Origin of the sequence: Massilia orientalis (assembly GCF_030411975.2) — a bacterium.
Taxonomy (GTDB): domain Bacteria; phylum Pseudomonadota; class Gammaproteobacteria; order Burkholderiales; family Burkholderiaceae_D; genus Telluria; species Telluria orientalis.
In genome coordinates, this window is record NZ_JASNRB020000001.1 from 480,050 (window position 1) to 505,555 (window position 25,506).

A 25,506-nucleotide genomic window follows, 5' to 3' on the forward strand; every position below is an offset into this window, starting at 1 on the left:
TCGCCTGTGCGTCGGGTCGGCATCCCATGCAATACAGGCAGCTTATGTATCCATGCAACAACGAATGTGACCCACCGTTACATTGTGCCGCTCGTGTTGTATTGATCGCTCGCCGGCGCGATTCCGAATTCATATCCCTTGTCTTTAGCGCACGGTTAGGTTATTTTGCCGTTTGAAGGAAAACGTTTAACCTGAAATGTAACTTCGAGGTATCTGCGATTACTTGACCTGTTGTGGACAATCGTTTTCCTTCATGATTCAGACGGACGGAGCGTACCGTCTTTTTATTTCGCCGGAATTGGAAACGTTGCCAATCGAGTGACGCCACCGGCCAGACCGATAACAAGGAGACTCACATGCGTTACCCCGGCACACCCAAGCCCGTGGCCGCCGCCATCGCCCTGCTCGCCATGAGCGCCCATGCCCAGGAGGCGCGGCAGCCCGAACCCGCCAGACTGGAAACCGTCGTCGTCACCGCGAACAAGCGCGCCCAGAATCTGCAGGACGTGCCGGCGTCGATCACGGTCCTCGGCGACGCCGTCCTGCAGCGTTCCAACGTGCGCGAACTGGACGACCTGCCCGCCCTGTCGCCCGCACTGACGCTGTCGTACGGCACGCAGCCCGGCAACTTCAGCATCAACATGCGCGGCGTCGGCACGTACTCGCTGGGCATCGGCGTCGAGGCCGACGTCGCGGTGATCGTCGACGACATCCCGCTCGGCATGCAGGCCAACGCGTTCAAGGACCTCGCCGACGTCAACCGCATCGAAGTGCTGAAGGGGCCGCAGAGCACCCTGTTCGGCAAGAGCTCGATCGCGGGCGCGCTGAACATCACGACGAAGCCGATCGGCGGCCCCGTCAGGACGACGGCGACCCTGCTCGCGACGAACGACGACGAATGGCGCGCCGGCGTCAGCGTGTCGGGCGCCGTGTCCGACACGTTCCGCATGCGCGTCGCCGCCAGCAAGACGAATTACGACGGCACGCTGAACAACCTGACGACGGGCGGCAAGCTCAATGGCAGCAAGGGCGACAACCTGAATGCGAAGTTCGAATGGCGCCCGACCGACGACCTGACGTTCACGCTGACGCCCCATTACAACCGCACCGAGAAATTCTGCTGCACGACCGCGTTCACGTCGATGACACCGGGCGGCCTGTATCGCAATGCGCCGCAGCTGCCGCAGTCCGTCGTCCTCGCGGGGATCAACATCAATCCGTCCAACCGCGACGTGCGCAACGACTACCCGACGGGCGGCAAGTTCCACGACTGGGGCACGGGCCTCAAGATCGACTACGGCCTCGCGAACGGCCTGACGCTCAGCTCCATCTCGTCCTACAGCAAGTACCACATGGACGACTATCAGGATAACGACGCCACCGACATCGACATCCTGCAGTTCCTCGCCCTGCCCAACGGCGCGCCCACGCAGATGCACGGGGGCCTGTACCAGTACGGCGTGTTCAACGTGAAGTCGACGACGCAGGAATTCCGCATCACGTCGCCGGACCGCGGTCCGATCCGCTACGTGGCCGGGCTCTGGTACGGCAAGAACGACCTGAATCGCGAGCTGGCCAAGGCCCCGCTGATCCAGAACTACGGCACGAACTACGGCGCGGACGCTTGGAACATCAACAAGGCGGTCTACGGCCAGGGCAGCTGGGACTTCCGCCCCGACACGAGCGTCATCGTCGGCGCGCGGCTGAACGACGAGGACACGGGCTACAACTTCCGCCGCTACACGGTGCCGCCGCAGGCGTTCGCGCAGACCGAGTTTTATACCCGTTCGGACAGCAACACGAGCCGCACGTGGAAGCTGGGCCTCGAGCACCGGCTGGACAAGGACACGATGGTGTACGGTACGATTTCGACGGGCCACAAGGGCATCGCGTACGACCTGACGTCGAGCTTCACGGCCGTGCTGGCGGCGCGTCCGCCGGTGGCGCCGGAAACGGCGCGCAGCTACGAAGTGGGCTGGAAGCAGAGCCTGTGGGACAACCGCGCGATGTTCTCGCTGGCCGCGTTCCGCACCGACTTCCGCAACTTCCAGCAGTCGGCCGGCTTCTTCGACTACGACGGCATCTTCCGCACGGCGCTGAACAGCATCGGCGGCCTGCGCACGCAGGGCGTGGAACTGGAAGGCAGCGCGCGCGTGACGCGACGGCTGCAGCTGAACGGCAGCCTCGCCTACACCGAGGCGACGATCCGCGAATTCCGCAACGGCCCCTGCTACAACGTGCTGAACGCGGCGGGTACGGCGGCCGTGCCGGGGCCGGGCTGCTACCAGAGCCCCGAATTCAACAACACGAACGTGCAGGACCTGGCCAGCAAGACGCTGCCGAACGCGCCGAAAGTCAAGGTGAACCTGGGCGGCCAGCTGGACGTGCCGCTGCCCGCGCTGCCCTTCGACGGCTTCATCGCGGCCACCACGCGCTACCAGAGCCGCACGCAGTTCTCGTTGAACCAGGATCCGAACACGGTCCAGGGCGCCTACAGCATCACGAACCTGACGTTCGGCGCCGCGGACCGGGGCGGCCGCTGGAAGGCCACGCTGTTCATCAACAACCTGTTCGACCGCCAGTACGCGGCGGGCCTGAACAACAGCATCGCCAACAGCACGTGGAGCCCGAAGGCGCCGAACACGCCGCATGCCGTGAACACCACCGAATGGCTGCCGCCGCGCGACTGGCACCGCTATTTCGGCGTGCGTGCCGACCTCACGTTCTGATAAGGACAAGGCGGCCCGGTGAACCCGAGCGCCGCCTTCCGACGGCGCTCCGGGGGCTTCAAGGCCCGGTCAGCTCGATGGTCTGGCGCAGCCGGATGTCGTCCGATGCGCTGCCGACCATCAGCTCGAACGTCCCCGGCTCCGCGCCCCACGCCAGCTTGCGGTCGAAGAACGACAAGGTGTCGCGGTCGACCGTGAAGCTGACGGTGCGATGCTCGCCCGGTTTCAACGCGATACGTTGAAAACCCTTCAGTTCCTTCACCGGCCGCACGACGGACGCCACGGGGTCGCGCAGGTAGAACTGCACGACCTCGGCGCCGGCCACGCGTCCGCTGTTCGTCAGCGTGAACTGGAGGGTGATCTTCCCGTCGGGCGTCATCCGCGTGCTGGAGAGACGCAGGTCGCCATACGCGAACGTCGTATAGCTCAGGCCATGGCCGAACGCGTAGCGCGGTGTGTTCGGCGAATCGATGTAGGCGGACCGATAGACGCTGTTCCCGTTGTCCAGCACGGGGCGGCCCGTCTGGTATTGCTGGTAGCCGATCGGGATCTGCCCCATGTTGCGCGGGAAGGTCATCGGCAGCTTCGCAGACGGATTTACGTCCCCGAACAGCACGTCCGCGATCGCATTACCACCTTCGCTGCCCGGGTGCCACGCGTACAGGATGGCGTTCGCCCCTTGCGCGACGTTCTCGAAGATCAGCGGACGCCCGGCCATGATCACCACGACGGGGGTCTTGCCGATCGCCTTCAGCGCGTCGAACAGTTCCGCCTGACGGCCCGGCAGGCCGATATTGGCGCGTGATTTCGCCTCGCCCGACATGTCCCAGCTTTCGCCGACGGCCAGCACGACGACGTCGGCCGCGCGCGCGAGGTCCAGCGCGGCCGCGAAGCCGTCGGTGCCGCGGCAGGCCACGTCGCAACCGGCTGCGTACGCGACGCGCGTGCCCGGTCCCGCATGCGTGCGCACGGCATCCACGAGGCTCGCCATCGTCGCCGCATTCGAGTCCACGATCCAGCCGCCTTCGAGATCGCGCCGCGCATCCGCCAGCGGTCCGATCACGGCGATCGAGCGCGCGTCCTTGCGCAGCGGCAGCGCGCCGCCGTCGTTCTTCAGCAGCACCATCGATTCGGCCGCGATCCGGCGCGCGGCCGCGCGGTGGCGCGGATCCGCCAGCGCTGCCTTCTCGCGCGCGGGATCGGAAAAGCGGTAGGGATCGTCGAACAGGCCCAGTTCGAACTTCTTCGTCAGCACGCGCCGCACGGCATCGTCGACGAGCTTCACGTCAACCCGGCCGCTGCGCACGAGGTTCGCGAGCGACGAGGCGTAGGCGCTGCTTTCCATATCCATGTCGCTGCCCGCGGTGATGGCCTTCGCGGCCGCATCCGGCAAGTCGTTCGCATAGCCGTGGACGACCATCTCGCGCACCGAGCCCCAGTCGCTGACGACAAAACCCTTGAAACCCCAGCGGCCCTTGAGGATGTCCCGCTGCAGCATCGCGTTGCCGGTCGCCGGGATCCCGTTCAGCGTGTTGAACGAGTTCATGAACGTGGCCACGCCCGCATCCGCCGCGGCCTTGAACGGCGGCAGATAGGTCTCGTAGAGCTGGTGCTCGCTCATGTCGACGGCGTTGTAATCGCGGCCGGCGAGCGCGGCGCCATAGCCTGCAAAATGCTTCGCGGTGGCCATCACGGATTCGAGCCCGCCCAGCTTTGTGCCCTGGAAGCCGCGCACGCGGGCCGCGGCGATGCGCGAACCCAGGTACGTGTCTTCGCCGGCGCCCTCCATCACCCTGCCCCAGCGCGGATCGCGGCCGATGTCGACCATCGGCGCGAACGTCCAGTGGACGCCGGCCGCGGAGGCCTCGCGCGCGGCGATGCGGGCCGATTCCTCGATCGCGTCGAGGTCCCACGACGCCGCTTCGCCCAGCGGCACGGGGAACACGGTGCGGTAGCCGTGGATGACGTCGAGCCCGAACAACAGCGGAATGTGCAGGCGCGACTGCAGCGCCAGCGCCTGCACCCGGCGCGTCTCGGCCGCGCCGCGAATGTTCAGCATGGAGCCGATCCTGCCGTCGCGGATGTCGCGCTCGATGTCGCGCACCTTGTCGGAACCCGGGCCCGTGCTGAAGTTCTTGCCCGACAACTGGTTCAGCTGGCCGACCTTTTCGTCCAGCGTCATCTGCCGCAACAGCGCTTCCACGCGCTGGCTCACGTCGGCCTGCGCCGCGCCCGCGAGCGCCATCAGCGCACAGGCGATGGCCGTGCGCGTAAAGCGTTTTTTCTCCATATTCTCTCCACCAAGGTTATCCGCTGCAATATAGCCTCAAGTAAAACGTTTTACAACGGTGGCGAGCGCCCTACCATTCGACGGCGCCGGAGCCGCGGAATGGCTGCCAGGTGTAGTAAAGACCGATGGTGTCGCGCCGCTGCTGCCGCTCCGGCACGTTGGCGAACGCGAACGTGCGGCGCGACGTGATGTACTTGAGCGAGACCGCATGGCGGCCGCTCAGGCGGTAGGTCAGCGTGGCGTCGCCCCGGAACACGCGGTCCGTGCCGCCGGTCTCGGGACTGGTCAATTTACCGTTGAAGAATTCGCGCGCCGCGAGGTCCAGCGCGATCTTCTCGCCGCCCATCACGCGCAGCATCAGCATCGCCTGCGGCGCGAAGCCGTAGTTGTACTGGCCGCTCGTGCTGGCGCGCACGGTGCCCGTCGACGTGTAGCCGACGCCGGCCGATGCGTGGCCCTGCAGCGCGAGTCCGTCGGCCACCCACCATTGCGCATTGGTGCCCAGCGACAGGCCCGTGCTGGCCACGCGGAACAGCTGCGGCGCCAGGTAATCGTAGCTGCCGTAGAGGCCCGCGATGCCGCGCACGTTGCGGCCCGGCGCATACGGCGCGCCCCACAGCAGGCCGCGCGAGGCGAGGCTTTCGATGCCCTGGATGTTCGACAGCCGCAGGCGGAACAGGAAATAATCGAAGGGCCGGCGGTACGTGTAGCCGGGTTTGCCGGGCAGGCCGTAGTCGAGCGCGAAGTCGGCCGACACCTCGTTGCGGTGCGGCGCCTGCGACGGCCCGACGTTCCTGTGCGAGACGCCGCCGACGCCCAGTTGCAGGCGCGCGTAGATCTCCGGGCTGTTGCTGGGCCAGATCCCGGACCCGCGCCCCGGACGCACGTAGCGGTTGAAGCCGAGCGGCGGCGACACCGCGGCCGCGGCGGCCTCGCGCCAGCGCGGGGACAGGCCATAGCCCTGCTCCAGCACGAGATTCGCCATGCGATACAGGGATTCGCCGAGGAAGCTGCCGCCGAAGCTCGTCGTGATCTGGTCGTTGCGCGACGGCGGCGTCGTCTCGCCCGCGACTTCCCACACCGCGCTGCCGGCGAACGCGAAGCCCAGCGATTCCCAGAACGTCAGGCCGTTGCTGCGCGCGAGGCCGAAGTAGACGGAGCCCTGGTACGGGTGACCCAGCTGGTTGATCTCGAACGGATCGCGGTCGACCACCCAGCTGCTGTGCAGGTTGCGGCGGATGGAGCCGACGCTGACGCCGTAATCGTCCGGGCGGACGAAGGCGTGATCCACGCGGTTCAGCAGCAGCTGGAAGGTGGCGATTTCCAGCGCCGCGGCGCCATAGCTTTTGTATGAACGTGGGTCGTCGCTATGTCCGGTTTCCTGCAGCGGATCGTCGTCCGCCTGGACGGCGCCGGCGGCCAGCGCCAGCAGCACCGCACAGGCGCAGCGGCGCGGCATGAAGCGATTCCTCGATACCTTCATGTTCCTCTCGACAGCGGGTGAGCATTGTTAATCTAAATATAACGAATGCCCACCGTCGATGTCGCACGGAACCGGATGGGTCAGAACAACACGTCCCAGGTCACCGTCACCATCTTCGCGTTCTTGGTGAAATCGTACGCGCTCGAATCCTTCACCGAGTCCCACTGCACCTTCAGGTCCATGTTCTTGCGAAAGTCCCAGCGCACGCCGACGAAGCGCGTGTTGTCATTCTGCGTTTCCGTATAGGTCGCGGTCTGCTTTTCCTTGTACGAGGAAAATCCGGCCATCGGCATGAACTGGCCGATGCGGTAGCCGACCGTCGCCGTCCAGCTGGACGACTTGTAGTCCAGCGCGGGACGCATGAAGCGGTTGGCTTCCGCGCGCACCATCCAGTTGCCGTAGTCGATGCTGCCGGACAGGCCGACGATGCGCTGGCGCGTGCCCCGGGCGAACGTCGGGTCTTCGCCCGGCGGATACATCGACAGGTCGATCGAGTTCTGCATGTAGATCAGGCGCGCACCGAACACCTCGTTGGACACGTCGAGGTAGCCGCCCAGGATGTGCTTCCAGTCGTCGTCGACGCGGTAGCCGTAATAGATCTTGCGCTGCTCGGTGTTGTTCTCCGTGGTCTCCTGGCCGGCGAACACGGTGCCGGTGACGGCCCAGTCGCCGAAGCTGCGCGAATGGCGCACGTTCACGCCGTTGTAGGCGCCGACTTCCCAGCCATAGATGTCCTGCGGCACGCGCGCCCACGGCAGCGTGTAGCCGATGTAGACGCTGTCCGAGTACGCGTAGATCGGCAGCCGGCGGCGGCCCACTTGCACCGTCGTATCGGGCGCCACGTCGTACGAGAGATAGGCCCAGTCGACTTCCGGCTTGCCGTGCTCCGACGCGCGCGCCACCGCCTGGACGGTGCCGGACAGCTTGCCGGTGAAGCGGTAGCTGGCCTGCAGGCCCACGAGCGATTCGCGCGCGAGGCTCCATTCGTTGCCGTGGTAGACGGCGCCGTGCTCGTAATTGCCGATGAAGCAGGGACACGGCTGCCCCATGAACTCCCCGTCGGAACCGCCATAGGCCTTGCCCGCGGTGACGGTGGCGAACCCCGAAATACTCAAGTCGCTGGCCTGTGCCATGCCGGCGCTGGACAACAGCGCGGCGATCATCAGTTTCTTCATGCTTTTTATCGGTTAGTTGGCGGTGGCGATGACCTTGACGGTGGCGTCAACGTCCTTCCTGTCGATGTAGCCGACGGCGTTCGGATCGGCGGCGACGGCCTTGCGCATCGCCGCGCCCGAGTCCACCTCGGCGGGCGGCGTGCCGGTGCCCGTGAAAATCAGCTTGCCCCACATGGCCTGGACCTGGACCGGGTCCTTCTTGCAGGCCTTGGCGAAGAACTCGTCGCGCAACGGGTTCTTTTCCGTGAGGTTGATCGGGGTCGGAGACTTGATCTTGCCGAGGAACGCCTGGCATACCTGCGTCACGGGCGGCGCCAGCGACGAGTGGGCGGACACGATGATGCTGATCTCGGCGTGCGCGGGCGCCACGGCGCACGCCGCGAACGCCACGGCGGATGCCGCAGCGGGAAGGACTCTGTTCATGATGATGGTGTGGTGTTGAAAAGGATGCGGGTCAGGCGCGGCGCCGCGCGACGGGACTGTTCGATGCCGGCAGCGCGAGCCTGTCGCGCGCGGCCGGCTGCGGCAAGGCGTCCTGGCGCGCCAGGGTGAACACGCTCACGACGGCAGCCAGGCTGGCGGCCTGCTCGCGCAGCGCGCTCGCCAGGCCCGCGGTCTCGTCGACGAGACCGGCGTTGCTCTGCGTGTCCATGTCCATCTGGGCGATGGCATCGTTGATATGCTCGATGCCCGCGGTCTGCGCCTTGCTCGCTTCGGCGATCGCGGCCATGATGTCGGTGACGCGCCGGACGCTGCTCACGATCTCGTCCATCGTGCGGCCGGTCTGGTCGGCCAGTGTGGTGCCCAGTTCGACCTGGGTGACCGAGCGCCCGATCAGGGCCGTGATGTCCTTCGCCGCGGCCGCCGAACGCTGCGCGAGGCTGCGCACTTCGTTCGCCACGACGGCGAAGCCGCGCCCGTGTTCGCCGGCGCGCGCCGCCTCGACGGCCGCGTTCAGCGCGAGCAGGTTGGTCTGGAACGCGATGCCCTCGATGACGCCGACGATGTCCGCAATTTCGCGCGACGACGCATGGATCGCCTCCATCGTGGCGATCACCTGCCCGACGACGGCGCCGCCCTGCGTGGCGACATTGGCGGCGAATCCGGCCAGTTCGTTGGCCTGCGCGGCATTCGCCGCGTTTTCCTTGGCCGTGCCGGTGAGCGCGCCCATCGACGACGACGTCTGCACGAGCGCCTGCGCCTGGTGTTCCGTGCGCCCGGCCAGGTCGCCATTGCCCTGCGCGATCTGGACCGAGGTGGCGGCGATGTTGTCGGTGGCGCTGCGCGCCTCGCTGACGATCCGCACCAGGCTGCCGTTCATGTCCCGCAGCGCCTTCAGCAGCTTGCCCGTCTCGTCCTGGGCATCCACGGCGATCATGCTGGTCAGGTCGCCCGCGGCGACGGTTTCCGCCACCCGCACCGCCTCGTTCAACTGGCGCACCAGCGTGCGCGCGACGAGCAGCGCGAAGGCCAGCGTGACGACGAGGCCCAGCAAGCCCGTGACGGCGCCGCCGAGCACGGCCCGGTTCGACGAATCGGTCGCCGCGCCCACGGTGCCGGTGAAGCGGTCGCGCGCCGCCGTACGGAACCCCGCGACATCCTTGCGATAGGTCGCCAGCGCCGCGGCCATCGCCTGCAGCCTGTCCTTGGCCGGCATGCCGTTGTGATTCGCCATGGCGTCGGAAATCACGCGGGCCGTCTTGTAATACGTGTCGAACTCCAGCGCCAGCCGGCCCAGGTCCGCCTCATGGGCCTGGTCGAGCGCGCGCACGCGGCGGTAGTTGTCCGCCACCTTCGCAGCCAGGGCGTCGGCGCCGGCGATCTGCTCGGGTTCACCGGCGGCGGCCGCCGAGTTCAGCACGTCGATGATCTTGTCCAGGGCGCCCGTGTTCTCCGTCAGCGCATCGAGCACCGGATACTGCACGTCGCGCACGTCCGCCAGGCGCAGGTTGTTCTGCTTGAAGACGATGGCCGTGAAGGTCAGGTAAGCCCCCATGCACAACATCGCAATGGCCGGCGCCAACAGGACTTTCCACAGCACGGGCAGGCGGCTCAGCATCTTCACTCCACGCAGAAGCCGCAGGCCGGCCCCTCAAAGTTGACTTGAGGCAAATGTTATCTGGTATTTACTCATTCTGGCAAGAAAATAATTTCGTATAGACAACATTTGTGAAGTGTGTGAAATCCGAACTACGCCAGCCTGGCCAGGTCGCCTTTGAGGTGGGCCACCGTCGGCGTCACGACTGCCAGGAACGCTGCTTCACGCGCACGGCGGGCGTAACCGCCGCTTTCCGCGCGCAGCAACGCCCGTCCTCCCAGCGCCTGCAACTCCAGCGCGACGGCAGCCGCCGCGATGTCGACCATCCGCAGGCGCAGCGTCAGCAGGTCGCGCGGCCGTTCGCGCAGGCTACCGTCATCGAGACTGGCGCACAGCGTCTGCCGGCACGCTGCGATGTCTGCATCGAGTGCGTCGATTTCGCCACACAGGACCGACGGGCGGTTCCCGAGCGCCGCGCGCCCTGCCCGCAGCGATGCGCGCGCGAGCCCGAAACCGAGACCGCATTGCAGACCGACGAAAGCGGGCCGGATCGAGGGCAGGAAAACCCGCGCCTGCGGGTGGATCTGCCAGGACGCATCGAGCGCGACGTCGTCCAGCCTTAGGGCGGCCGTGTTGGTGCCGCGCAGCGCCAGCAGATCGAGGTCGGGTTCGCGCGTGACGCCGCGCAGGTCGTGGGGAAGTGCAAACACGGATGGATTGTCGTCTTGTTCGTCGCCGACAGCGATCGCGGCGACGAATCCGTGCCTGCGCAAATTCGTCGCCCAGGCCACCGTGCCGTTCAGACGCATGCCGTCCGGTGCGGCGGCGCCCGTGATGCGCAGCCGATCCAGGCCGCCCAGGAATTTCATCGCATTCGACAAACCGGGCGCACCCGCCAGCCGGCCACGCAACAGGTCCGGCACGAGCCGGCGCAGGAGGTCCCGGTTCGGACTCGCCAGCATGCAGGCGATGACGGCGCGCTGCGCCCAGTAGACGAAGGCGGCGCTGAGCGAATGTTCGGCGAGTCCCGCGACGACATCGACGGCCGCACTCAAGGGGCGTCCGTCCCCGCCCTCGCTTTCGGGCACCCCCACCGCGAACAGGCCGGCCTCGGCCAGATGGGCCGGCAGCGCATCGGCATGCAGCGTGTCCGAGTCCAGCTTGTCCGCGTGCCCGTCGAGCCATGCGACCAGCGATTCATCCATTCGTACCATCGTTTGGCCCTCTGTGAAATCGAACTGTAGCGATGCTAGGCGAAATCAAGATCCATACAAATAAATAGCGATTTTTCGGTTTCGGGATTCCATGTAGACTTCGAGCGGATCATTCATAGATAGCAAAATGCGCAACATTTTCGTATCCGTCATGGCTTGTTCATTGCTGTCCGCGCATGGACGGTCTTTTGCCCAGGAGGCGAAGGTGCCGCGGGTTGAATTTACTGTTTGGGAACGCGTGCTGTCCGGCACACTCGGCACAAAGCCGATCAGTATGGCGCTGACCCGCATCGCCGGAAATGTGTCGGGCTGGTATTGCTATGAGCCCTGTTCCAAGAAAACCCGGCATCAGCTTAAGCTGACGGGTACGGTGAAAGCCAACACGCTCAAGCTGGCCGAGCGCGATTCGCAGTCTGCGAAGAACATCGCGACCGGCCGCTGGACCGTGAACCTGGACGGAGATAATGCCTCGGGAACCTGGACATCGCCCGATGGCAGGAAGACGTTTCCGCTGCACGTGCGCGATACGCAACCGATGCCGTTCGAGCTTCGCCTCGTTGCCGACGCGATGCCGAATGCATCGGATGACAGCGACGCAGCGCCTCATGTATCGGCCATCAGGATCTATCGAAAGGGCCAGCTCGCGCAGGAACTGGCAACCGATTCCCAGGGTCCTGGCAGCGTCTTCATTCCGTCGCTCGTCGATGCCAATTTCGATGGGCTCCCCGATCTGACGATTGCGCTCAGTTTGCCGGCGGGACCGAACATTCCACAGCAGACCTGGCTATTCGATCCGCGCACGCAGCGCTTCGTCGATGCGCCGGATACGCTGCAGGGGATTACCTCCCCCGAGTTCGACAAGAAATTCAAAACCATTGTTTCCCAATGGCGTAACGGGTGCTGCGAACATGGCGTGACGACGTATCGTTGGGATGGCGCGCGGCTCAAGGAAGCCGCCACGGCGTCGAGCGTGCAAGTGCCGGTGCTGGTCGGCCAGAAGATCCTGTATTGCTACACGATTCCCGAGTATCGGGACGGGCGTATCGAATTTCCCGATCGGGTAGAACAGGTCGGCGATCGCCTGACGTTGACGTTCGAGGACTTCAGCGGCTGCGAATCGCAGGAATTATCCCACGCATCGGGCGACATCACGGTATGGAAGCGTGACGCAGCGGGACAACTCAAGGCAGTGCGCACCGAAACCAGGCAGTGGAATCAGGTCGAGACGACGGCCGGGCGCCGTTATTGTCCGGAGGTGCCGTATTTCGCCAATGGACTGATAAGCGGAGGGTGTTGAACGATCCTCCTCAAGAGGATTGTAGCGAGACCGCGCCGTGATCACACGAGACGGCGCAATTCAGGCTTGATGGGCGAAACGATCGAACAAAACTAACGGCGCGCCCTGCCGAGCGCGTAAGTCGCGGCATCAATTTCGTCGCCAAATCTCAGCACATCGTTGAATAAGCGGTTCGAATGATCTGTCAGTAACGTCTCATCATCCGCACCATAGAATTTCCGGAATACCTGGCCCGATTGCGCATCCCATCGGAACATCACCTCCTCAAGTTCATAATCAACAAATACGTCGCGATCTTTACCTAACGCAGATTTACTAATTCCCATTCGCAAGCCTTCTTATAGATTCGTAGTATGACCTACTCTCAGCCTCAATTTGAGAAAGGCGTTCCGACTCCGGAGGCAATGTGCGGCCTATCTCATATAATAAGTGGCCTTGCCCACCTGGAGTCTTGACCTTCCTTGCAATTTCTTCGTATGTATCGTTACCCAAAATTCCGCGTGCAAGGTCCTCAGACTCCTTAGCATAAATCATTTCTGGCGAATTCACCTGAATCTCCGAGATCAGACCACTCCTGGTTTTTAAATTACTATTGACTCCACTATATCCAAACGGGTCAGTCTCAGGATCAATGCGCTTTACTGCTGCGCCGGCCTCCTTGAGGTCGCGCACTACATCATCGATTTTCTCACTCGGGACGATAATCGTGTTTCTCGCCAAGTCCTTGATTCGTGTGGGGTCGCCCTCGTAGTCATTCATGATTTTCTCCATGGCGCGTTTTTCGGATTTGATTGGCGCCTTGGCTACTCGACCACCATATCTTGCTGCTATCTCATCCGCCAGCGCGTCGATCTCCGCTTTCGCGGCGGGGGCTTTCGCATATACCGCTGCAAAATCTTCCGCAAGCACCTCTTGCCGTTTGGAGTTCGGACCTTCGTTAGGTTTCTCTGGAGGGTCGGGCAAATCTTTGCGAGGAGGCGCTCCTGAGTTACCCCCTCCACTAGCACTACCATCTTTTTTAGATGTGTTCGATGCTTTAGGCTGGGCCACACCGCTTCGGGGGCCGCGGCCGGAATTCTCGGAATAAGCGGGCTTCAAAGGCTTACCAACCGTGTCGTTGATATGTTGAACAATTATTTCAACCTTCTCTGGCCGCGCTGCCTTTACCGCTGGGATAGCCGTGTGCGATTCCTTTGGCGCGACCTGCGCGAGAAGTTTTGCGAGTCTCGCATCAAGCTCGACCAACGCCACTGGCAGCTGCCTTATCGCGGCTGCCTGAACGGCGTAGAACTTCCTCTCCCACTGGCTCAATGTCGCGATTGCTCGTTGTGCCTCACTAAAATACTTGAAACGCTCAAGATGCGCACGTAGGCCCCTGCAAATTTCGATAAGCTTGTTTACTGTCTTCTCAAAAGCCTGCAACAACGCTTTTTCATACATCCTGAACTTGATTGCTCTAAGAAAACCGATCAAGTCGCCTTTTACAAATTTCTGGAGAAATCTGATGACATCACCAAGCTTCGCAGCCTCTTTGATGAGCAAGAGCATAACCGCACGCAAGGCTGCACCCAACTCGGAACCTGCAATGCCGCCGACTACGGCACCGACGCCTGCCGCCACTGCTCCACCTGCGGCCATTGCCAACGGCAAGGCCAGAGTTATCATACAGGCAGCGAGAACGATCCATTCCATTGTCTCATCCCGCTTCTCGGGATACTGTGCAAGCCGGACAATGACTGCGACGGCATCTCGTGCGCTGGTAACGATTACGACCCCCGGGACGAAACTGACCAGCATGTCGGCAATGACCACCGACAATGGCCTATTGTCCGCGAACTCACCGAATAAAACGGATTTCAACCAATCCAGTCCTCCAATCGCGCTGGACCAGACATCATCGACAATCGATTTGCGCTCGCTCATTCCGTGTTTCCACCCGATTCGTCTGCATCTGTTGGCAGCATGTTGATCGAAGCAGCAAAAAACGCGTTGACGTCGTCGTCGAGCTCCGCGCGCACATGCGACTTGGCTGGATTCGTGTCTCGCTGATACTCCACGCGGGCCGTGACACCGGTCGGTACGTCGCCGAGCCGGGCATAGCCATCGGCATCAAGGGTACCCGTTCTAACCGTGCCATCACTTAAAAATGCCTTGAACGGACGCCCAACAATCGCTTCTCCCCAATCAGTGAAATAACGGAATTCGATCTCATCCTTTTTCAGCTCAACACGAGGGAGGTGCGGCATGGCGAAATTGGACCGGGCCCCGCCCGTGAAGCTTTTTCTCCCCGCATGTACCGCAATCTTCCCCGGACACTGCACCGTAATATTCCCACCCTCGATGGTGATATTCGCCCCATCCGCCGTCGACAAACTGATCCGCTTCGCCGCCGCCCAGTCCACATGCGCATGAGCGCTGACGACATGCACGTCATCGCGCGCCTGCACATCGAGCGTCCCGGCCTGCGCCTGCACGTCGACCGCATCCTGCGCCGCGATCATCTGCAGCCCGACGCCGCCTTCGCCCGCCTTCACGGCGCCGGCCAGTATGCCGATCGCCTGCCCGGTATGCATCCGCATGGCGCCACCGGTGACGAACTGCGTGTCCTGCCCACTCATCAAGCTGACCGTCTCGCCGTTCGACAGCTGCACCGCATCCGCCGCGGTCACGCCCAGCCCGGCCTTCGCCGACAGAGCGATCACGGGCGCCGCCACGTGCGGCAGCTTGTCGTCGCCCGATGCAGCGCCATCCAGCGCCACCGTCCCGGCCACCGCATTCAACATGGCCTGCAACGGCGCCGCCTTCGCATCCAGCGCGCTGGTGCCGGCCTTCGTCGCACCCAGGTGCGCTGCCAGGCCCACTGTCTTGTGCGTCGTCGCCGCCTCGCTGAACGTCTCGCCCAGCTTGACGGCCTGTTTCAGCAGCGCGATGCCGGCCACGTTGTCGCCCACCGGCTCGCGCGACGACGCATCGTGCTCGATGCGATAACTCGATACGAGCAAGCCCGCGCCCGCGCGCAGCGCGCCATAGGCATCGGTGCGCAGTTCGGCGCCCTGGCCGCGCAGGCTGCCGCGGTAGTTGTCGGCGCCGTGGATCAGGTGGCCCAGGTTCAGTTCCGTCGCGGCGTGCGTCGTGCGCAGCTGCACGCGGCCCTGCGCGTCGGTGTCGTCGAACAGCAGCTGATTGTAGCCCGCACCGCCGAATTCCTTCGTGCGCACGCCCCACTGGGCCGCGGCGTTGCGGTGGCCGGCCAGCGCGGCCGACGCGCCGTGCCACACGGAGCTGTTGCCCCCTGCGAGGTTGCCCTGGCCGGAGGTTGCGTGATCGTGCGCGGCGTCGAATGGATTGGTGCCGGCGTCGCGATGTTCGCCGCCCGGGGTCGGCGACACGCCGCCTTCGCCCTGGCCGTTGTACAGGGCGCCCACGATGACCGGGCGGTCGATGTCGTTTTCGATGAACTGGACGATGACTTCCTGCCCGATTCGCGGCAGGAACTGGCTGCCGATGCCGCCGCCTGCCAGGCGCTGCGCCACGCGCACCCAACACGTGGCGTCGCCGCTGTCCTGCCAGTGGAAGCGGATGCGCACGCGGCCCAGGCGGTCGCAATACAGTTCGTCGGCACCGCGCGGCGTGTCGCTGCCGTCGGGGCCCACGACGATCGCGCTCTGGGCGCCCGCAACCGTCGGGCGCGGGTGGCTGCGGCCTTCACTGCCGTCCAGTTGCGGACGCCAGACGACGTCGGCGGCGACGGCTTCGAAGCAGTTCGCGTAGCCGGCCGTACGCGCCTGCGCGAGCGCCAGGCCGAAGTCTTCCGGCAAGTCGTCGCGCAGGATTTCTTCCAGCAGCGCGGGGATGGGGCCGAACAACTCGGCCAGCGCATCCTGTGCCCGAGTCGGCAGGTTGTTCACGCCGACGCTCGTCACGCGCAGGATCGTGAACGGCGCCGCCGCGCCGAGCGCGGTCACCGGGGCGCCGGTCACCGTCAGCCGCGTGCCCGCACGCAGCGTGCGCAGGGTCGAGCGGCCGCGCCATAACTGGCTGCGCGCCTCGCGCGCTTCCATCTGCAGATCGGCGTAGCGGCGGGCGTCGGCGCTGTCGGCATACGCGTACTGGCCGGGGGTGTCGAACGATTCCAGCCACGGCAGGCTGCCATTCGACAGCCGCGACGGCGAGTTCGCGGCGACCGCCTGCTTGCTCTTGTAGTCGTAGCTGAGGAGCGTGACCGCCGCTGCCCCGACGCTGCGCAGCGCCGCCAGCGCCTGCACGCTGTCGCTTTTTTCGCGCGCGTGCGCGCCATGGAAGCGTGCGCCGCCGGCGTCGATGCTGGGGTCCTCGGCCACGGCGGACGTATCGCGGCTGTCAGCGAACAGCACCATGCGCGGGCCATCGTTGGCCTGTTCGAAGCGCCACGTCAGGCCTTCTTCCGCGAGCAGGCGCTCGACGAACGCCAGGTCCGATTCGCGGTACTGGCAGCAGTAGCTGCGCGGGTTGGCACCGTCCATGAACGGGCCGACGTCGTCGCTCCAGCGCCAGCGCGCGTCGGGTGCATAGGCGGAAAAGACGTCGTCGACGATGTCGGTGACGGACTTGTCTTGCCACACGCGACTGTTGCGCACGTGGGCCAGGCGCCACACCCAGTGGGCGATGCGCACGCGGTAGCGCGCCAGCCCGCCGTCGCTGCCCAGTTGCGCGGCCGCGCAGATCTCGCCGGCGAAATCGGCACGCGTACCGTCCGCCAAGGTGACTTCGAGGGCGGCCGGACGGCCAAGCAGCGACGATGGATCAATCGCGGCGCTGGTCGACAGCGCGATCACGTCGCGTACGCCGAGGCCCTGCACCGCATCGTCGGCAACGAACGCCTCGACCAGCAGTTCACCGCCCGGCAGATCCGTATCGCCATCCCCGACCCGCAACGCGTACAGGCGGGTCACGCTGTCGAATCCGGCAAGGGCGGCCAGCGCTTCCAGCGCCTGGGTCATCGATTGCTGCAAGACACACTCTCCAACTCATCCATACTTAACAAACTTAACTTTACGCTAATCGCGACCGCTACGCTATAGCCTGAAAGAAACTGCATAAGTGTTACAAACCGTGATTAAGAACACGGTTTTGCCCAGCTATAATGCGGGAAAAATATTGTCTGCATGTAACATTGCATGCTGAGCATTTGTAACTGTGACGGAAGAAAAGCATGGCAGGACCATTGATCGTATTGGGTGACAGGACATCGCACGGCGGCAGCGTGATCGAAGCGTCGACGCTGAGCGATTGCGACGGCAAGGGCATCGCGCGCGTGGGCGACATGACCGTGTGTCCGCGCCACGGCCGCTCCCCCATCGTCAGCGGCGACACCACGTTCATCGTGGACGGCAAGGCCGCCGCCCGCCATGGGGACAAGGCCGGCTGCGGCGCCACGCTGATCGCCGGCCAGCAGGCGACGGTCGATCATGTGTAACCCGTGCCGCCGCAGCCGGATGCGGAGATGGACCTGATGGGCACATGGATCCGCGGCGGCATCCTGACGATGCTGACGTTCGGCGCCTTCTGGGGTGGCGCCATCTTCACCTGGCGCGGCACCGACCGCGCGCCATCCACGTCCGACCTGGTCACGTACCTGGTCGCGCTGCCGCTCGCCGTGCTGGCCGGGGTGCTGCTGGTCCGTCGCCTCGCGCGCGCGACACCGGCTCCCGTGACTACTGCCCCGGCGACTCCCGTTCCCGCCGCGGCGGCGCGCCTGCCCGCGCTGGCGCTGGTCGATGCGGCCGTGCGCACGCGCCACGGCGATTTGGTCGATGAACTGGCCGCCGCACTCGACGCACGACGCGCGCGCCCCGACCTGGACCCGGAGCTCGTCGACGACGCAGGCTATCCCGTGATGACCATGCGCGTGCCGTCCGCCGGCGACGCCGCATGGCGCGCGGAGGCCGAGCCATGGCTCGCGGCACAGGGCCAGTCTGACATCCGCTTCGGTGAAGCGCACTGGCGCGCCCTCGAACTGGCGAGCAGCGTCGTGAGCGAACTTGCCGACGCCGCGGCACTGGCCGCCGTCGACGACCCGTTGCTGCGCATCGTGCCCCTGGCGCCTGTAGACTGGACCGCCGCACAGCGCACGGCGGCCGGCGCGTGGTTCGTCCACGTCGCCGCGCAGGCCGGTTGGGCCGCGGACAAGGTCGCGGTCAGCCCCGCCCCGCCGGGCGAACCCGCGGCCGCCGCCAGCGCCCTGCTGTCGGTGCTGGCCGGCCAGACGAACAACGATCCGGCATTGACTATCCTGCTCGCCTTCGATTCGCGCATCGACCAGGCGATCGTCGACCGGATGGCGGCCGACGGCACCCTGTTCTCCGCCGCCCATCCGCAGGGACTGGTGCCGGGCGAAGGCGCCGCGGGGCTCCTGCTGGCCGATACCGCGTACGCGGCGCCGACGCTGCAGGCGGCGAGCACCACGCGCGGCGCATCGGCCGACGCCGTGCCCCGCATCGACGCCGCGGACCTGCGCCGGCTGGCGGAACGGGTGCTGGCCGAAACCGCCGTCGACGCGTCCACCGTGTCCGCGCTGTTCGCGGATGCCGACCACCGCAGCAACCGCGTCCTCGAGGCGATGGCACTGGCCCACGACGACCTGCCGCACCTCGATGCAGGCATCGACGTGAGGACCACCGGGCCGGCTTGCGGACAGTCGGGTGCCGTGCCGTTCCTGGCCGCGCTCGCGCTGGCCCGCCGCCAGGCGCTGGATGGCGCGGGCGCCGTCCTGTGCGTCGGCAATGCCGATCCGGTCCATCGTAGTATCGCCGTGGTCTGCCCGGCCGGTGTCACCGCTTCCGCCGCCGCTTGATGAGTCTCGCGTCCACCCACGTGTCGATCGGCTACTTCGGCAAGATCCCGAGCCGCGGCGACTTCGTCAAGGGTTCCGACAACCCGGCGCTCGTCAAGCTGCTGGACGACTGGCTCGCGCGCGCCATGGACCTCATGACGGCGGACGCGCATTGGAAGGCGAATTACGACGCAGTCGCCCCGCTGCACTTCGTCATCACGGGTCCGCGCCGCCGGCACGCGATCGCCGGCCACATCGTCGCGAGCAGCGACGAGTCGGGACGCCGCTTCCCGTTCCTCATGATGGGCATGCTCGACGTGGCCGAACCGGGCGCGTTTGTCCCGTCCGCACCGTTGCTGCTGGGTCTCTTGTGGAGCCGCCTGGAATCGCTCAGCAAGGGGCTGGTGACGGCCGTCGACGCCGACGCGCCGCTCCGTGCCGCGGCCGGCCAGGTCGTCGAACTCGACGTGCGTGCGGATGCCCACGCGGCGGCATTTGCCGACTTCGTCGAATTGCAGTCGCTCGACACGCTGCAGGCGCTGCTGGCGCAGGCCGGCTACGCGGGCTCGGTGCGCCGGGTGCTGCTGGCGCTGGGCATGCTGCTGCAGCCCGTCCTGGCCAGCAGCGCGAGCCGGCTGGAGAAAAGCCTCGTCCTGCCGCTGCCTGCCGATCCGCTGTACCGCGGCCTCGTCGGCGCCTACTGGATGCATGCGATCGCGCCGTTCCTCGCGCGCGCCGATTTCGAGCTCGCGCTGTTCGTGACGCGCATCGGCACGCGGCCGCGCCTCGTGCTCGGTTTCGGCGGCGCCTCGGCCCAGACGCTGCAGGCGATCATGGATCCGCAGGCGGGCAGCGAGCGCCACATCGCCTTCGACGACCTTGACTGGGTCGAAGACCAGGTGGAGTCCGACTATGCCGTCGACAAGGTGTCCAGGCACCTGAAGCGGTCCGACGTCTCGCTCAAGTCCGCGCTGGATGCGTTGTGCGCGGCATTCATCGGCACCTGAACCATGCGACAACGAGAACTCCGCGTATGCTGACACCTTCTCTTCCACCGACGGCCCAGGCGATCCAGGCGCTCGTGGCGCGCTTCACCCAGTCGAGCCGCGTGCTGCGCCTGCATACGCCGCTGGGCGGCGACGTCCTGCTGGCCGAATCGCTGCACGGCGAGGAAGCGATCGGCACGGGCTACCGGCTGCGCGTGTCCGCCCTGTCGACGGATGCGGGGCTGGGGCTCAAATCGCTGTTGGGACAGCCCGTGCTGCTCGAGCTGCTGGCCGGGCCGTTCCAGGGCGTGCGTCCTTTCCACGGTCACGTCACGGCGGCCGAGATGACGGGCGCGAACGGCGGCCTGGCCCGGTACACGCTGACGATCGAACCCTGGACGGCATTCCTCGCGCTCGGCCGCGACAGCCGCGTCTTCCAGGACAAGACAATCGTCGACATCATCGACACCGTGTTTTCCGCGTACGACGGCAAGGGCAGGCTGGCGCCCGCGTGGCGCTTCCAGGTCGACCGCTCGCTCTACCCACGGCGCAGCCTGACGACGCAGTACCAGGAAAGCGATCTCGCGTTCGTGCGACGCCTGATGAGCGAGGAAGGCCTGTTCGCCTTCTTCGAGCACGAAGGCGATCCGGACTGCGCGACGCTCGGGGCGCACACGCTCGTCATCGCCGACAGCAACGACGCGTTCAAGCCGAACACGCAGACCCTCGTCCGCTTTACGCAATCCGGCGCCGTGATGCGCGAGGACAGCATCGACCGCTGGCGCACCGAGACGCGCCTCGCTACGAACGCCATCGAACTGCGCAGCTGGGACTATCGCGCGCGCCAGGCACGGGACGTCGGCGCGGCCGGACAGGCCCCGGTCGAACTGGCCAGCCGCGACATTCCCGGCGTGTACGCGTACACGAGCCGCGAACACGGCGGGCGCATCGCCGAGCGCCAGCTGCAGGCGCTCGAAGCGGGCAAGGTCGTCCACGTGGGCGCCGGCACCGTGCGGACCTTTACCCCGGGGACGACGTTCACCCTGGCGGACCATGGCGCCCGGGACAGCGCGGCCGCCTCCTTCCTGCTCGTGCGCGTACGCCACCTCGCGCACAACAACCTGGATGCCGATACGGCGTCGACGCTCGTCCGCCACCTGGGCCACGATCCGGTCGCCGCGCTCAATGACGAGATCCTGTCGGCGAGCCTGCACGCGCGCGGCACACGCATTGCGGAACGCCCCGTGTACCGCAACAGCTTCGACGCGATCCCCGCCGCGACGCCGTACCGCGACAGCCGGCTGGACGGCCACGGCCGCCTGCTGCATCCGCACCCGACAGTGCAAGGCCAGCAGACGGCCATCGTCGTCGGCCCACCGGGCACCGCGATCCACACGGACCGCGACCACCGCATCAAGGTGCAGTTCCACTGGCAGCGCGGCGAAGCGAGCCACAGCCGCCTCGATCATCCAGCGCCCGACGGCCACACGGGCGCCCCGGCAGACGACCGCGCCGGCACGTGGGTGCGCGTGGCGACGCCGCTTGCGCCGGTCGCCGGTGCCAACTGGGGCAGCCACGCCCTGCCCCGCGTCGGGCAGGAAGTCCTGGTCGACTTCCTGGACGGGAACATCGACCGCCCCGTGGTGATCGGTGCCGTCTACAACGGTGCGGGCGCGGACGACGCGCAGCACAACACGGTGGCCGGCGGCCCGGGCGCCGCGACCGGCAACGCGGGCGCGTGGTTCCCCGGCGCGGCCGGCGCGCACGCCCACGCGGCCGTCCTGTCCGGCCTGAAAAGCCAGACCATGCAGGCCAGCGGCAACGGCGCCGGGGCTTACAGCCAGCTCGTGTTCGACGACACGCCGGGGCAGGCGCGCGTAGCGCTGCAGCGGCATGCGAAGGCGCATCGGGGGACGGAGGAGCTGAATCTCGGGCATCTCGTGCATCAGACGGATAACCAGCGGCTGGGGGCCGTGGGGCTGGGGGCGGAGCTGAAGGCGGAGCATGGGATGGCGGTGCGCGGACGCCTTGGCCTCCTCGTCTCCGCCGACCGGAGCGGGGCGGATGCCGCGCAGATGGATGCGCGCCCGGCCCGGCAGCAGATCGACGCCGCGCAGTCGCTCGCGACGTCGGTGGCGCAGACCGCGCAAAAACACAATGCCGGGCTGGTGGACGAACCAGCTCCGGACAAGCTGACGGCCATCGCCCAGCTGGCGTCCGGCGCTACCGCGATCGACAGCACGTCGAAGTCGGCCGGCACGCAAGGTGCCGCCGCCTTCGATGCGCCGCAGATCCAGCTCACGGGCCCGGCCGGCATTGCGGCCGCCACGCCGGCAAGCGCGGTATTCGTCAGCGGTGCGACCAGCGCGATTGTCGCAGGCCAGGACGTCAACGCCGCCGCACAAGGGGCAATACATCATGCCGTCAAGGCCGGCATCAGCCTGTTTACATACGGTAAAGCGGCCAGCGCCACGAAACCGAACCAGGAAACGGGGATCCGCCTGCATGCCGCCAGCGGCAAGACAAGCGTACAAAGCCAGTCCGGCCCCGCGCGCCTGACGGCCGACAAAGCCGTGACCTGTGCCAGCGTTTCCGGGACGGTGATCAGCGCGGCGAAAGACCACCTGCTGATGACGGCCCAGGGCGCGTTTCTCAAGCTGGAAGGCGGGAACATCATGCTGCACTGCCCCGGCACCGTCAGCTTCAAGGCCACGCACAAGGAGTTCGCCGGGCCGCAGCGCGCCTATGGACCGGAACTGGACTTCACGCATCCGTCACCCTTGAAAGTCGAGGTTGTCCCCGCCCGCTTGAGCACGCGCGTCATCGTCGACAGGCCGTTGCAGGACCTGATCGGCGCCAGCAGCAGCGGCGCCGTGCCTTACCGCTTCATCGACCACACGGGCACCCTGGTCGCCAAGGGCAAACTGGACGACAACGGCGCGACGCAACGCGTCTTCCACCAGACGCAGAGGGATTACACGGTACTGCTCGGCGAGCCCGGCGAGTGGCACCGCGTCGACCACGCGGACGATGACACGGCATGCGGTTGCGGGGGCGAGGACCATGACCACGACGCCCGCGAAGGCGGGGAACATGATGCTGCGGCCGTCGTCGACCAGGCAGACGATTCGCCGGAAGGCGCACTGCCGGCCTACGACGCGGCGTTCGAGCGCCAGCTGCTCGATCACCTGGTCTTTGCGGATCCCGCGATTCTGCAGGCAATCGAAGATGGCGAAGCATGATGCCGTCGTCCCACACATCGAGGATGGAGAAGAACATGAAGGTTTTGCGTAACGTCGCGGCGGCCGCACTCGCCACTGCCTGGTTCGCTGTCCATGCGCCGGCGGTTGCGGCGCCGGCACACAACGAGGTGAAGCTCACTTACGGCGTCAACGAGGTCAAACTGGGCAAGATGTCGCTGCGCATCGTGCGCGGGATGGTCGCCAACGGCACGGCGAGCAGTTTCGACACGTTCACCGTGTACCTGATGCCGGACGGCGTGGGCGATCCGTGGTTGCAGGTGACGACCAGCACGCCGAAGGGCCTGGGCTACAACTTCCGCAACTACGAGTCCGGCGATGCGAATACGCAGGCCGTTGCGTTCTACGTCGAAGGAAATCACCTGTTCGCGGTCCAGGCGACGAAAGTCGGGCCCAGCGCCGATGCGCAGGGTGCGCGCAAGACGCCGTTCGATTTCGAAGTCGTCCGGTTCAACGAGAACGAGGATATTCCGCTGTTCAAGAGCGACAGCGAGCAACGTTCGAAGGGCCAGTACGTGGATGGACGCGATGCGATCGGCCATGAATTCTTCGGCCGCTGAGGGGTAAACCGATGTTCGTACGTGCGACCTATTATCGCGAAAAGAAGACCGTCCACTACTTCGACGAGAACGGCGATGAGACGCTGTACATCGGCGGCTCCTTCGCGTGGCGCACCAACAATCCCGGCAACATGGCCAAACCGGGCAGGCGTGTCGTCAGCACGAGTATCGGCTATGCCCAGCGCACATCCAACCCGAAGAGCCTCTTCCTGATTTTTCCCGACCGCGCGACCGGCGATGCCGAGCGCATTCGCCTGCTCAAGGAGGTCTACGGCGACAACTCGATCGCATCGATGATCGAGGCGTACGCGCCGCGCAATGAGAACGACACCGACGGCTATATCGCCACCGTGAGCAAGGCGACCGGCGTCGACAAGTCCACGCGCCTGGATGCGCTGACCGACGACCAGTTCAAGAAACTGACGGCGGCGATGGCGAAGCACGAAGGCTGGATCCCCGGGAAGATCGTCCCGCTGGGCAAACCGAAGACGGCGGAATTGCGCGACAAGCTGCAGCAGCCGCTGGCCGGGCAGCCGGTCGCCCTGAAGGGCGGCAAGCAGGAGATCACCGTCAAGACCGATGCCGGCGGCGCCCTGCCGCTGTTGTACCCGAAGCTGTTCGAGGACAAACTGTCGCTCTACCTCGACAACGTGGGCGACAAGATCGGCGATCTGCTCGACACCGGCACCGGGTACGCGTGTACGTTCATCGCGCCGTACTTCGCGATGCAAAGCAAAGCCGAGGTCCACGAGACCAAGGCCAGGACGGCGCCGCTGATCCACATCGTCAAGGGCGGGGAAACCCTCAGCACGATCGCTGCAAAATATCCGGGCGTGACCGTCGATGCACTGGTCGCGGCGAACGGGCTGAAAGACCGCGACCGGATCTTCGCGCGCCAGCACCTGCGCATCCCCGGCAAGGCCGCGGCAACCGCGACCGCGCCGAAACCGGCATGGCCCCCGAAGCCGGCCGCGGCGCCAGCCAAACCGGCACCGAAGCCGCAACCGAAGCCACGTCCTTCCCCGGCACCCGCCGTCCAGGTCGACCGCCAGCGCACCGACAAGAATCATCCGATTACGGTACTGAGCAGCCCCCAGCTGGAAGCCAGCGGCAAGCAGTGGTGCGGACGCTTCCTCGGCAATAACACGCTGGCGGGCCTGAATGCCGACTTCCGTCCGAAGGCGACGCGCTTCATCGCCGCGCTCAAGGCCGCGGGCGTCGGCGTGAAGATCAACGCCGTCTTCCGTCCAATCGAACGCTCCTACCTGATGTACTGGTCGTTCATGATCTGCCGTGGTACCGACCCGACCACCGTCCCGCCCTGGCCGAACGTTGCCATCGACTGGACACATCGTGGTTCCGACGGCAAGCCGGATCTCGCGGCCGCCAAACAGGCGGCGGAAGACATGTGCAAGGGCTACGGCATCAAACCGCATTCGAAGTCGCAAAAAGTCGGCCGTCCCAAGCGCTCACGCCACAACTTCGGCGGCGCGCTGGACATGAACCTGAGCGCCTATGTCGGTAAATCCGTCAAGGACGCCGACGGCAAGGACGTCAAGGTGAAAGGGTTTTCGACGCTGGTCGACATCGGCGCGACCTATGGCGTCCTCTACTATCCACAGGAAAACATGCACTGGTCCGACACCGGACACTGATCGATGCC

The 25,506-nt window shown here is 65.8% G+C and carries 17 protein-coding genes; 8 read left to right on the plus strand and 9 right to left on the minus strand.

The genetic code is table 11. The features are described from left to right. Nucleotides 1-356: 356 nt before the first annotated feature. The gene (locus QPK29_RS01985) at nucleotides 357-2,729 is read left to right on the plus strand and encodes a TonB-dependent receptor (RefSeq protein ID WP_371769479.1); all 2,373 of its coding nucleotides are present in this window, start codon (nucleotides 357-359) and stop codon (nucleotides 2,727-2,729) included. Nucleotides 2,730-2,787: 58 nt separating this feature from the next. Here QPK29_RS01985 and QPK29_RS01990 read toward each other — a convergent pair whose 3' ends face one another. From QPK29_RS01990 to QPK29_RS02015, 6 genes are all read right to left on the minus strand, one after another. Beyond that, the gene (locus QPK29_RS01990; protein WP_371769480.1) at nucleotides 2,788-5,019 is read right to left on the minus strand and encodes a glycoside hydrolase family 3 N-terminal domain-containing protein; all 2,232 of its coding nucleotides are present in this window, start codon (nucleotides 5,017-5,019) and stop codon (nucleotides 2,788-2,790) included. Between the two features lie 70 nt (nucleotides 5,020-5,089). Continuing rightward, the gene (locus tag QPK29_RS01995) at nucleotides 5,090-6,502 is read right to left on the minus strand and encodes a DUF3943 domain-containing protein (protein WP_371769481.1); all 1,413 of its coding nucleotides are present in this window, start codon (nucleotides 6,500-6,502) and stop codon (nucleotides 5,090-5,092) included. 80 nt (nucleotides 6,503-6,582) lie between these two features. After that, a complete protein-coding gene (locus tag QPK29_RS02000; RefSeq protein WP_371769482.1) occupies nucleotides 6,583-7,677 on the minus strand; it encodes a hypothetical protein in 1,095 nt (364 codons plus the stop codon). A gap of 12 nt (nucleotides 7,678-7,689) precedes the next feature. Further along, nucleotides 7,690-8,100: a hypothetical protein gene (locus QPK29_RS02005; protein WP_371769483.1), complete on the minus strand. Its 411-nt coding sequence runs from the start codon at nucleotides 8,098-8,100 to the stop codon at nucleotides 7,690-7,692. Nucleotides 8,101-8,131: 31 nt separating this feature from the next. Then, entirely contained in the window at nucleotides 8,132-9,736 is a 1,605-nt protein-coding gene (locus QPK29_RS02010; protein ID WP_371769484.1) for a methyl-accepting chemotaxis protein, read from the minus strand. A 131-nt stretch (nucleotides 9,737-9,867) separates the two neighbouring features. Next, complete coding sequence (locus QPK29_RS02015; protein ID WP_371769485.1) at nucleotides 9,868-10,920, minus strand: acyl-CoA dehydrogenase family protein; 1,053 nt, start codon at nucleotides 10,918-10,920, stop codon at nucleotides 9,868-9,870. Nucleotides 10,921-11,056: 136 nt separating this feature from the next. On the opposite strand from QPK29_RS02015, the gene QPK29_RS02020 reads away from it, so the two are divergent. After that, nucleotides 11,057-12,226, plus strand: coding sequence for an XAC2610-related protein (locus QPK29_RS02020; RefSeq protein ID WP_371769486.1), 1,170 nt, complete (start codon nucleotides 11,057-11,059; stop codon nucleotides 12,224-12,226). A 92-nt stretch (nucleotides 12,227-12,318) separates the two neighbouring features. Here the strand turns inward: QPK29_RS02020 and QPK29_RS02025 are convergent, their stop codons facing one another. Genes QPK29_RS02025 through QPK29_RS02035 form a run of 3 tightly spaced genes read right to left on the minus strand, consistent with a single transcriptional unit; the run spans nucleotide 12,319 to nucleotide 17,205 of the window. Further along, a complete protein-coding gene (locus QPK29_RS02025) occupies nucleotides 12,319-12,552 on the minus strand; it encodes a hypothetical protein (RefSeq protein ID WP_371769487.1) in 234 nt (77 codons plus the stop codon). Further along, nucleotides 12,542-14,149, minus strand: a complete 1,608-nt coding sequence (locus QPK29_RS02030) for a hypothetical protein (protein WP_371769488.1) — start codon at nucleotides 14,147-14,149, stop codon at nucleotides 12,542-12,544. The genes QPK29_RS02025 and QPK29_RS02030 overlap by 11 nt, the downstream gene beginning before the upstream one ends. After that, a complete protein-coding gene (locus tag QPK29_RS02035; RefSeq protein ID WP_371769509.1) occupies nucleotides 14,146-17,205 on the minus strand; it encodes a type VI secretion system Vgr family protein in 3,060 nt (1,019 codons plus the stop codon). The genes QPK29_RS02030 and QPK29_RS02035 overlap by 4 nt, the downstream gene beginning before the upstream one ends. Nucleotides 17,206-17,417: 212 nt before the next feature. On the opposite strand from QPK29_RS02035, the gene QPK29_RS02040 reads away from it, so the two are divergent. Genes QPK29_RS02040 through QPK29_RS02065 form a run of 6 tightly spaced genes read left to right on the plus strand, consistent with a single transcriptional unit; the run spans nucleotide 17,418 to nucleotide 25,498 of the window. Further along, entirely contained in the window at nucleotides 17,418-17,681 is a 264-nt protein-coding gene (locus QPK29_RS02040; RefSeq protein ID WP_036228705.1) for a PAAR domain-containing protein, read from the plus strand. Nucleotides 17,682-17,684: 3 nt separating this feature from the next. Further along, complete coding sequence (locus QPK29_RS02045) at nucleotides 17,685-19,058, plus strand: hypothetical protein (RefSeq protein ID WP_400189711.1); 1,374 nt, start codon at nucleotides 17,685-17,687, stop codon at nucleotides 19,056-19,058. Beyond that, the gene (gene tagF, locus QPK29_RS02050) at nucleotides 19,058-20,044 is read left to right on the plus strand and encodes a type VI secretion system-associated protein TagF (RefSeq protein ID WP_371769490.1); all 987 of its coding nucleotides are present in this window, start codon (nucleotides 19,058-19,060) and stop codon (nucleotides 20,042-20,044) included. Before QPK29_RS02045 ends, tagF begins: the two co-directional genes overlap by 1 nt. Before the next feature lie 26 nt (nucleotides 20,045-20,070). Further along, on the plus strand, nucleotides 20,071-23,265 hold the full coding sequence (locus QPK29_RS02055) for a type VI secretion system Vgr family protein (RefSeq protein ID WP_371769491.1): 3,195 nt from the start codon (nucleotides 20,071-20,073) through the stop codon (nucleotides 23,263-23,265). A gap of 35 nt (nucleotides 23,266-23,300) precedes the next feature. After that, nucleotides 23,301-23,843, plus strand: coding sequence for a hypothetical protein (locus QPK29_RS02060; RefSeq protein ID WP_371769492.1), 543 nt, complete (start codon nucleotides 23,301-23,303; stop codon nucleotides 23,841-23,843). 11 nt (nucleotides 23,844-23,854) lie between these two features. Continuing rightward, nucleotides 23,855-25,498 carry a LysM peptidoglycan-binding domain-containing protein gene (locus QPK29_RS02065; protein WP_371769493.1) on the plus strand — a complete coding sequence of 548 codons (1,644 nt, stop codon included), beginning with the start codon at nucleotides 23,855-23,857 and terminating at the stop codon, nucleotides 25,496-25,498. Nucleotides 25,499-25,506: the final 8 nt, after the last annotated feature.

What these genes read in the sequence shown, in the direction of transcription:
- QPK29_RS02060 (WP_371769492.1), top strand. Translation starts at nt 23,301, where the DNA reads ATGAAGGTTTTGCGTAACGTCGCGGCGGCCGCACTCGCCACTGCCTGG.
- QPK29_RS02065 (WP_371769493.1), top strand. Translation starts at nt 23,855, where the DNA reads ATGTTCGTACGTGCGACCTATTATCGCGAAAAGAAGACCGTCCACTAC.
- QPK29_RS02000 (WP_371769482.1), bottom strand. Translation starts at nt 7,677, where the DNA reads ATGAAGAAACTGATGATCGCCGCGCTGTTGTCCAGCGCCGGCATGGCA.
- QPK29_RS02015 (WP_371769485.1), bottom strand. Translation starts at nt 10,920, where the DNA reads ATGGATGAATCGCTGGTCGCATGGCTCGACGGGCACGCGGACAAGCTG.
- QPK29_RS02005 (WP_371769483.1), bottom strand. Translation starts at nt 8,100, where the DNA reads ATGAACAGAGTCCTTCCCGCTGCGGCATCCGCCGTGGCGTTCGCGGCG.
- QPK29_RS02020 (WP_371769486.1), top strand. Translation starts at nt 11,057, where the DNA reads ATGCGCAACATTTTCGTATCCGTCATGGCTTGTTCATTGCTGTCCGCG.
- tagF (WP_371769490.1), top strand. Translation starts at nt 19,058, where the DNA reads ATGAGTCTCGCGTCCACCCACGTGTCGATCGGCTACTTCGGCAAGATC.
- QPK29_RS02030 (WP_371769488.1), bottom strand. Translation starts at nt 14,149, where the DNA reads ATGAGCGAGCGCAAATCGATTGTCGATGATGTCTGGTCCAGCGCGATT.
- QPK29_RS02010 (WP_371769484.1), bottom strand. Translation starts at nt 9,736, where the DNA reads ATGCTGAGCCGCCTGCCCGTGCTGTGGAAAGTCCTGTTGGCGCCGGCC.
- QPK29_RS01990 (WP_371769480.1), bottom strand. Translation starts at nt 5,019, where the DNA reads ATGGAGAAAAAACGCTTTACGCGCACGGCCATCGCCTGTGCGCTGATG.
- QPK29_RS02040 (WP_036228705.1), top strand. Translation starts at nt 17,418, where the DNA reads ATGGCAGGACCATTGATCGTATTGGGTGACAGGACATCGCACGGCGGC.
- QPK29_RS02055 (WP_371769491.1), top strand. Translation starts at nt 20,071, where the DNA reads ATGCTGACACCTTCTCTTCCACCGACGGCCCAGGCGATCCAGGCGCTC.
- QPK29_RS01985 (WP_371769479.1), top strand. Translation starts at nt 357, where the DNA reads ATGCGTTACCCCGGCACACCCAAGCCCGTGGCCGCCGCCATCGCCCTG.
- QPK29_RS02025 (WP_371769487.1), bottom strand. Translation starts at nt 12,552, where the DNA reads ATGGGAATTAGTAAATCTGCGTTAGGTAAAGATCGCGACGTATTTGTT.
- QPK29_RS02035 (WP_371769509.1), bottom strand. Translation starts at nt 17,205, where the DNA reads ATGACCCAGGCGCTGGAAGCGCTGGCCGCCCTTGCCGGATTCGACAGC.
- QPK29_RS01995 (WP_371769481.1), bottom strand. Translation starts at nt 6,502, where the DNA reads ATGAAGGTATCGAGGAATCGCTTCATGCCGCGCCGCTGCGCCTGTGCG.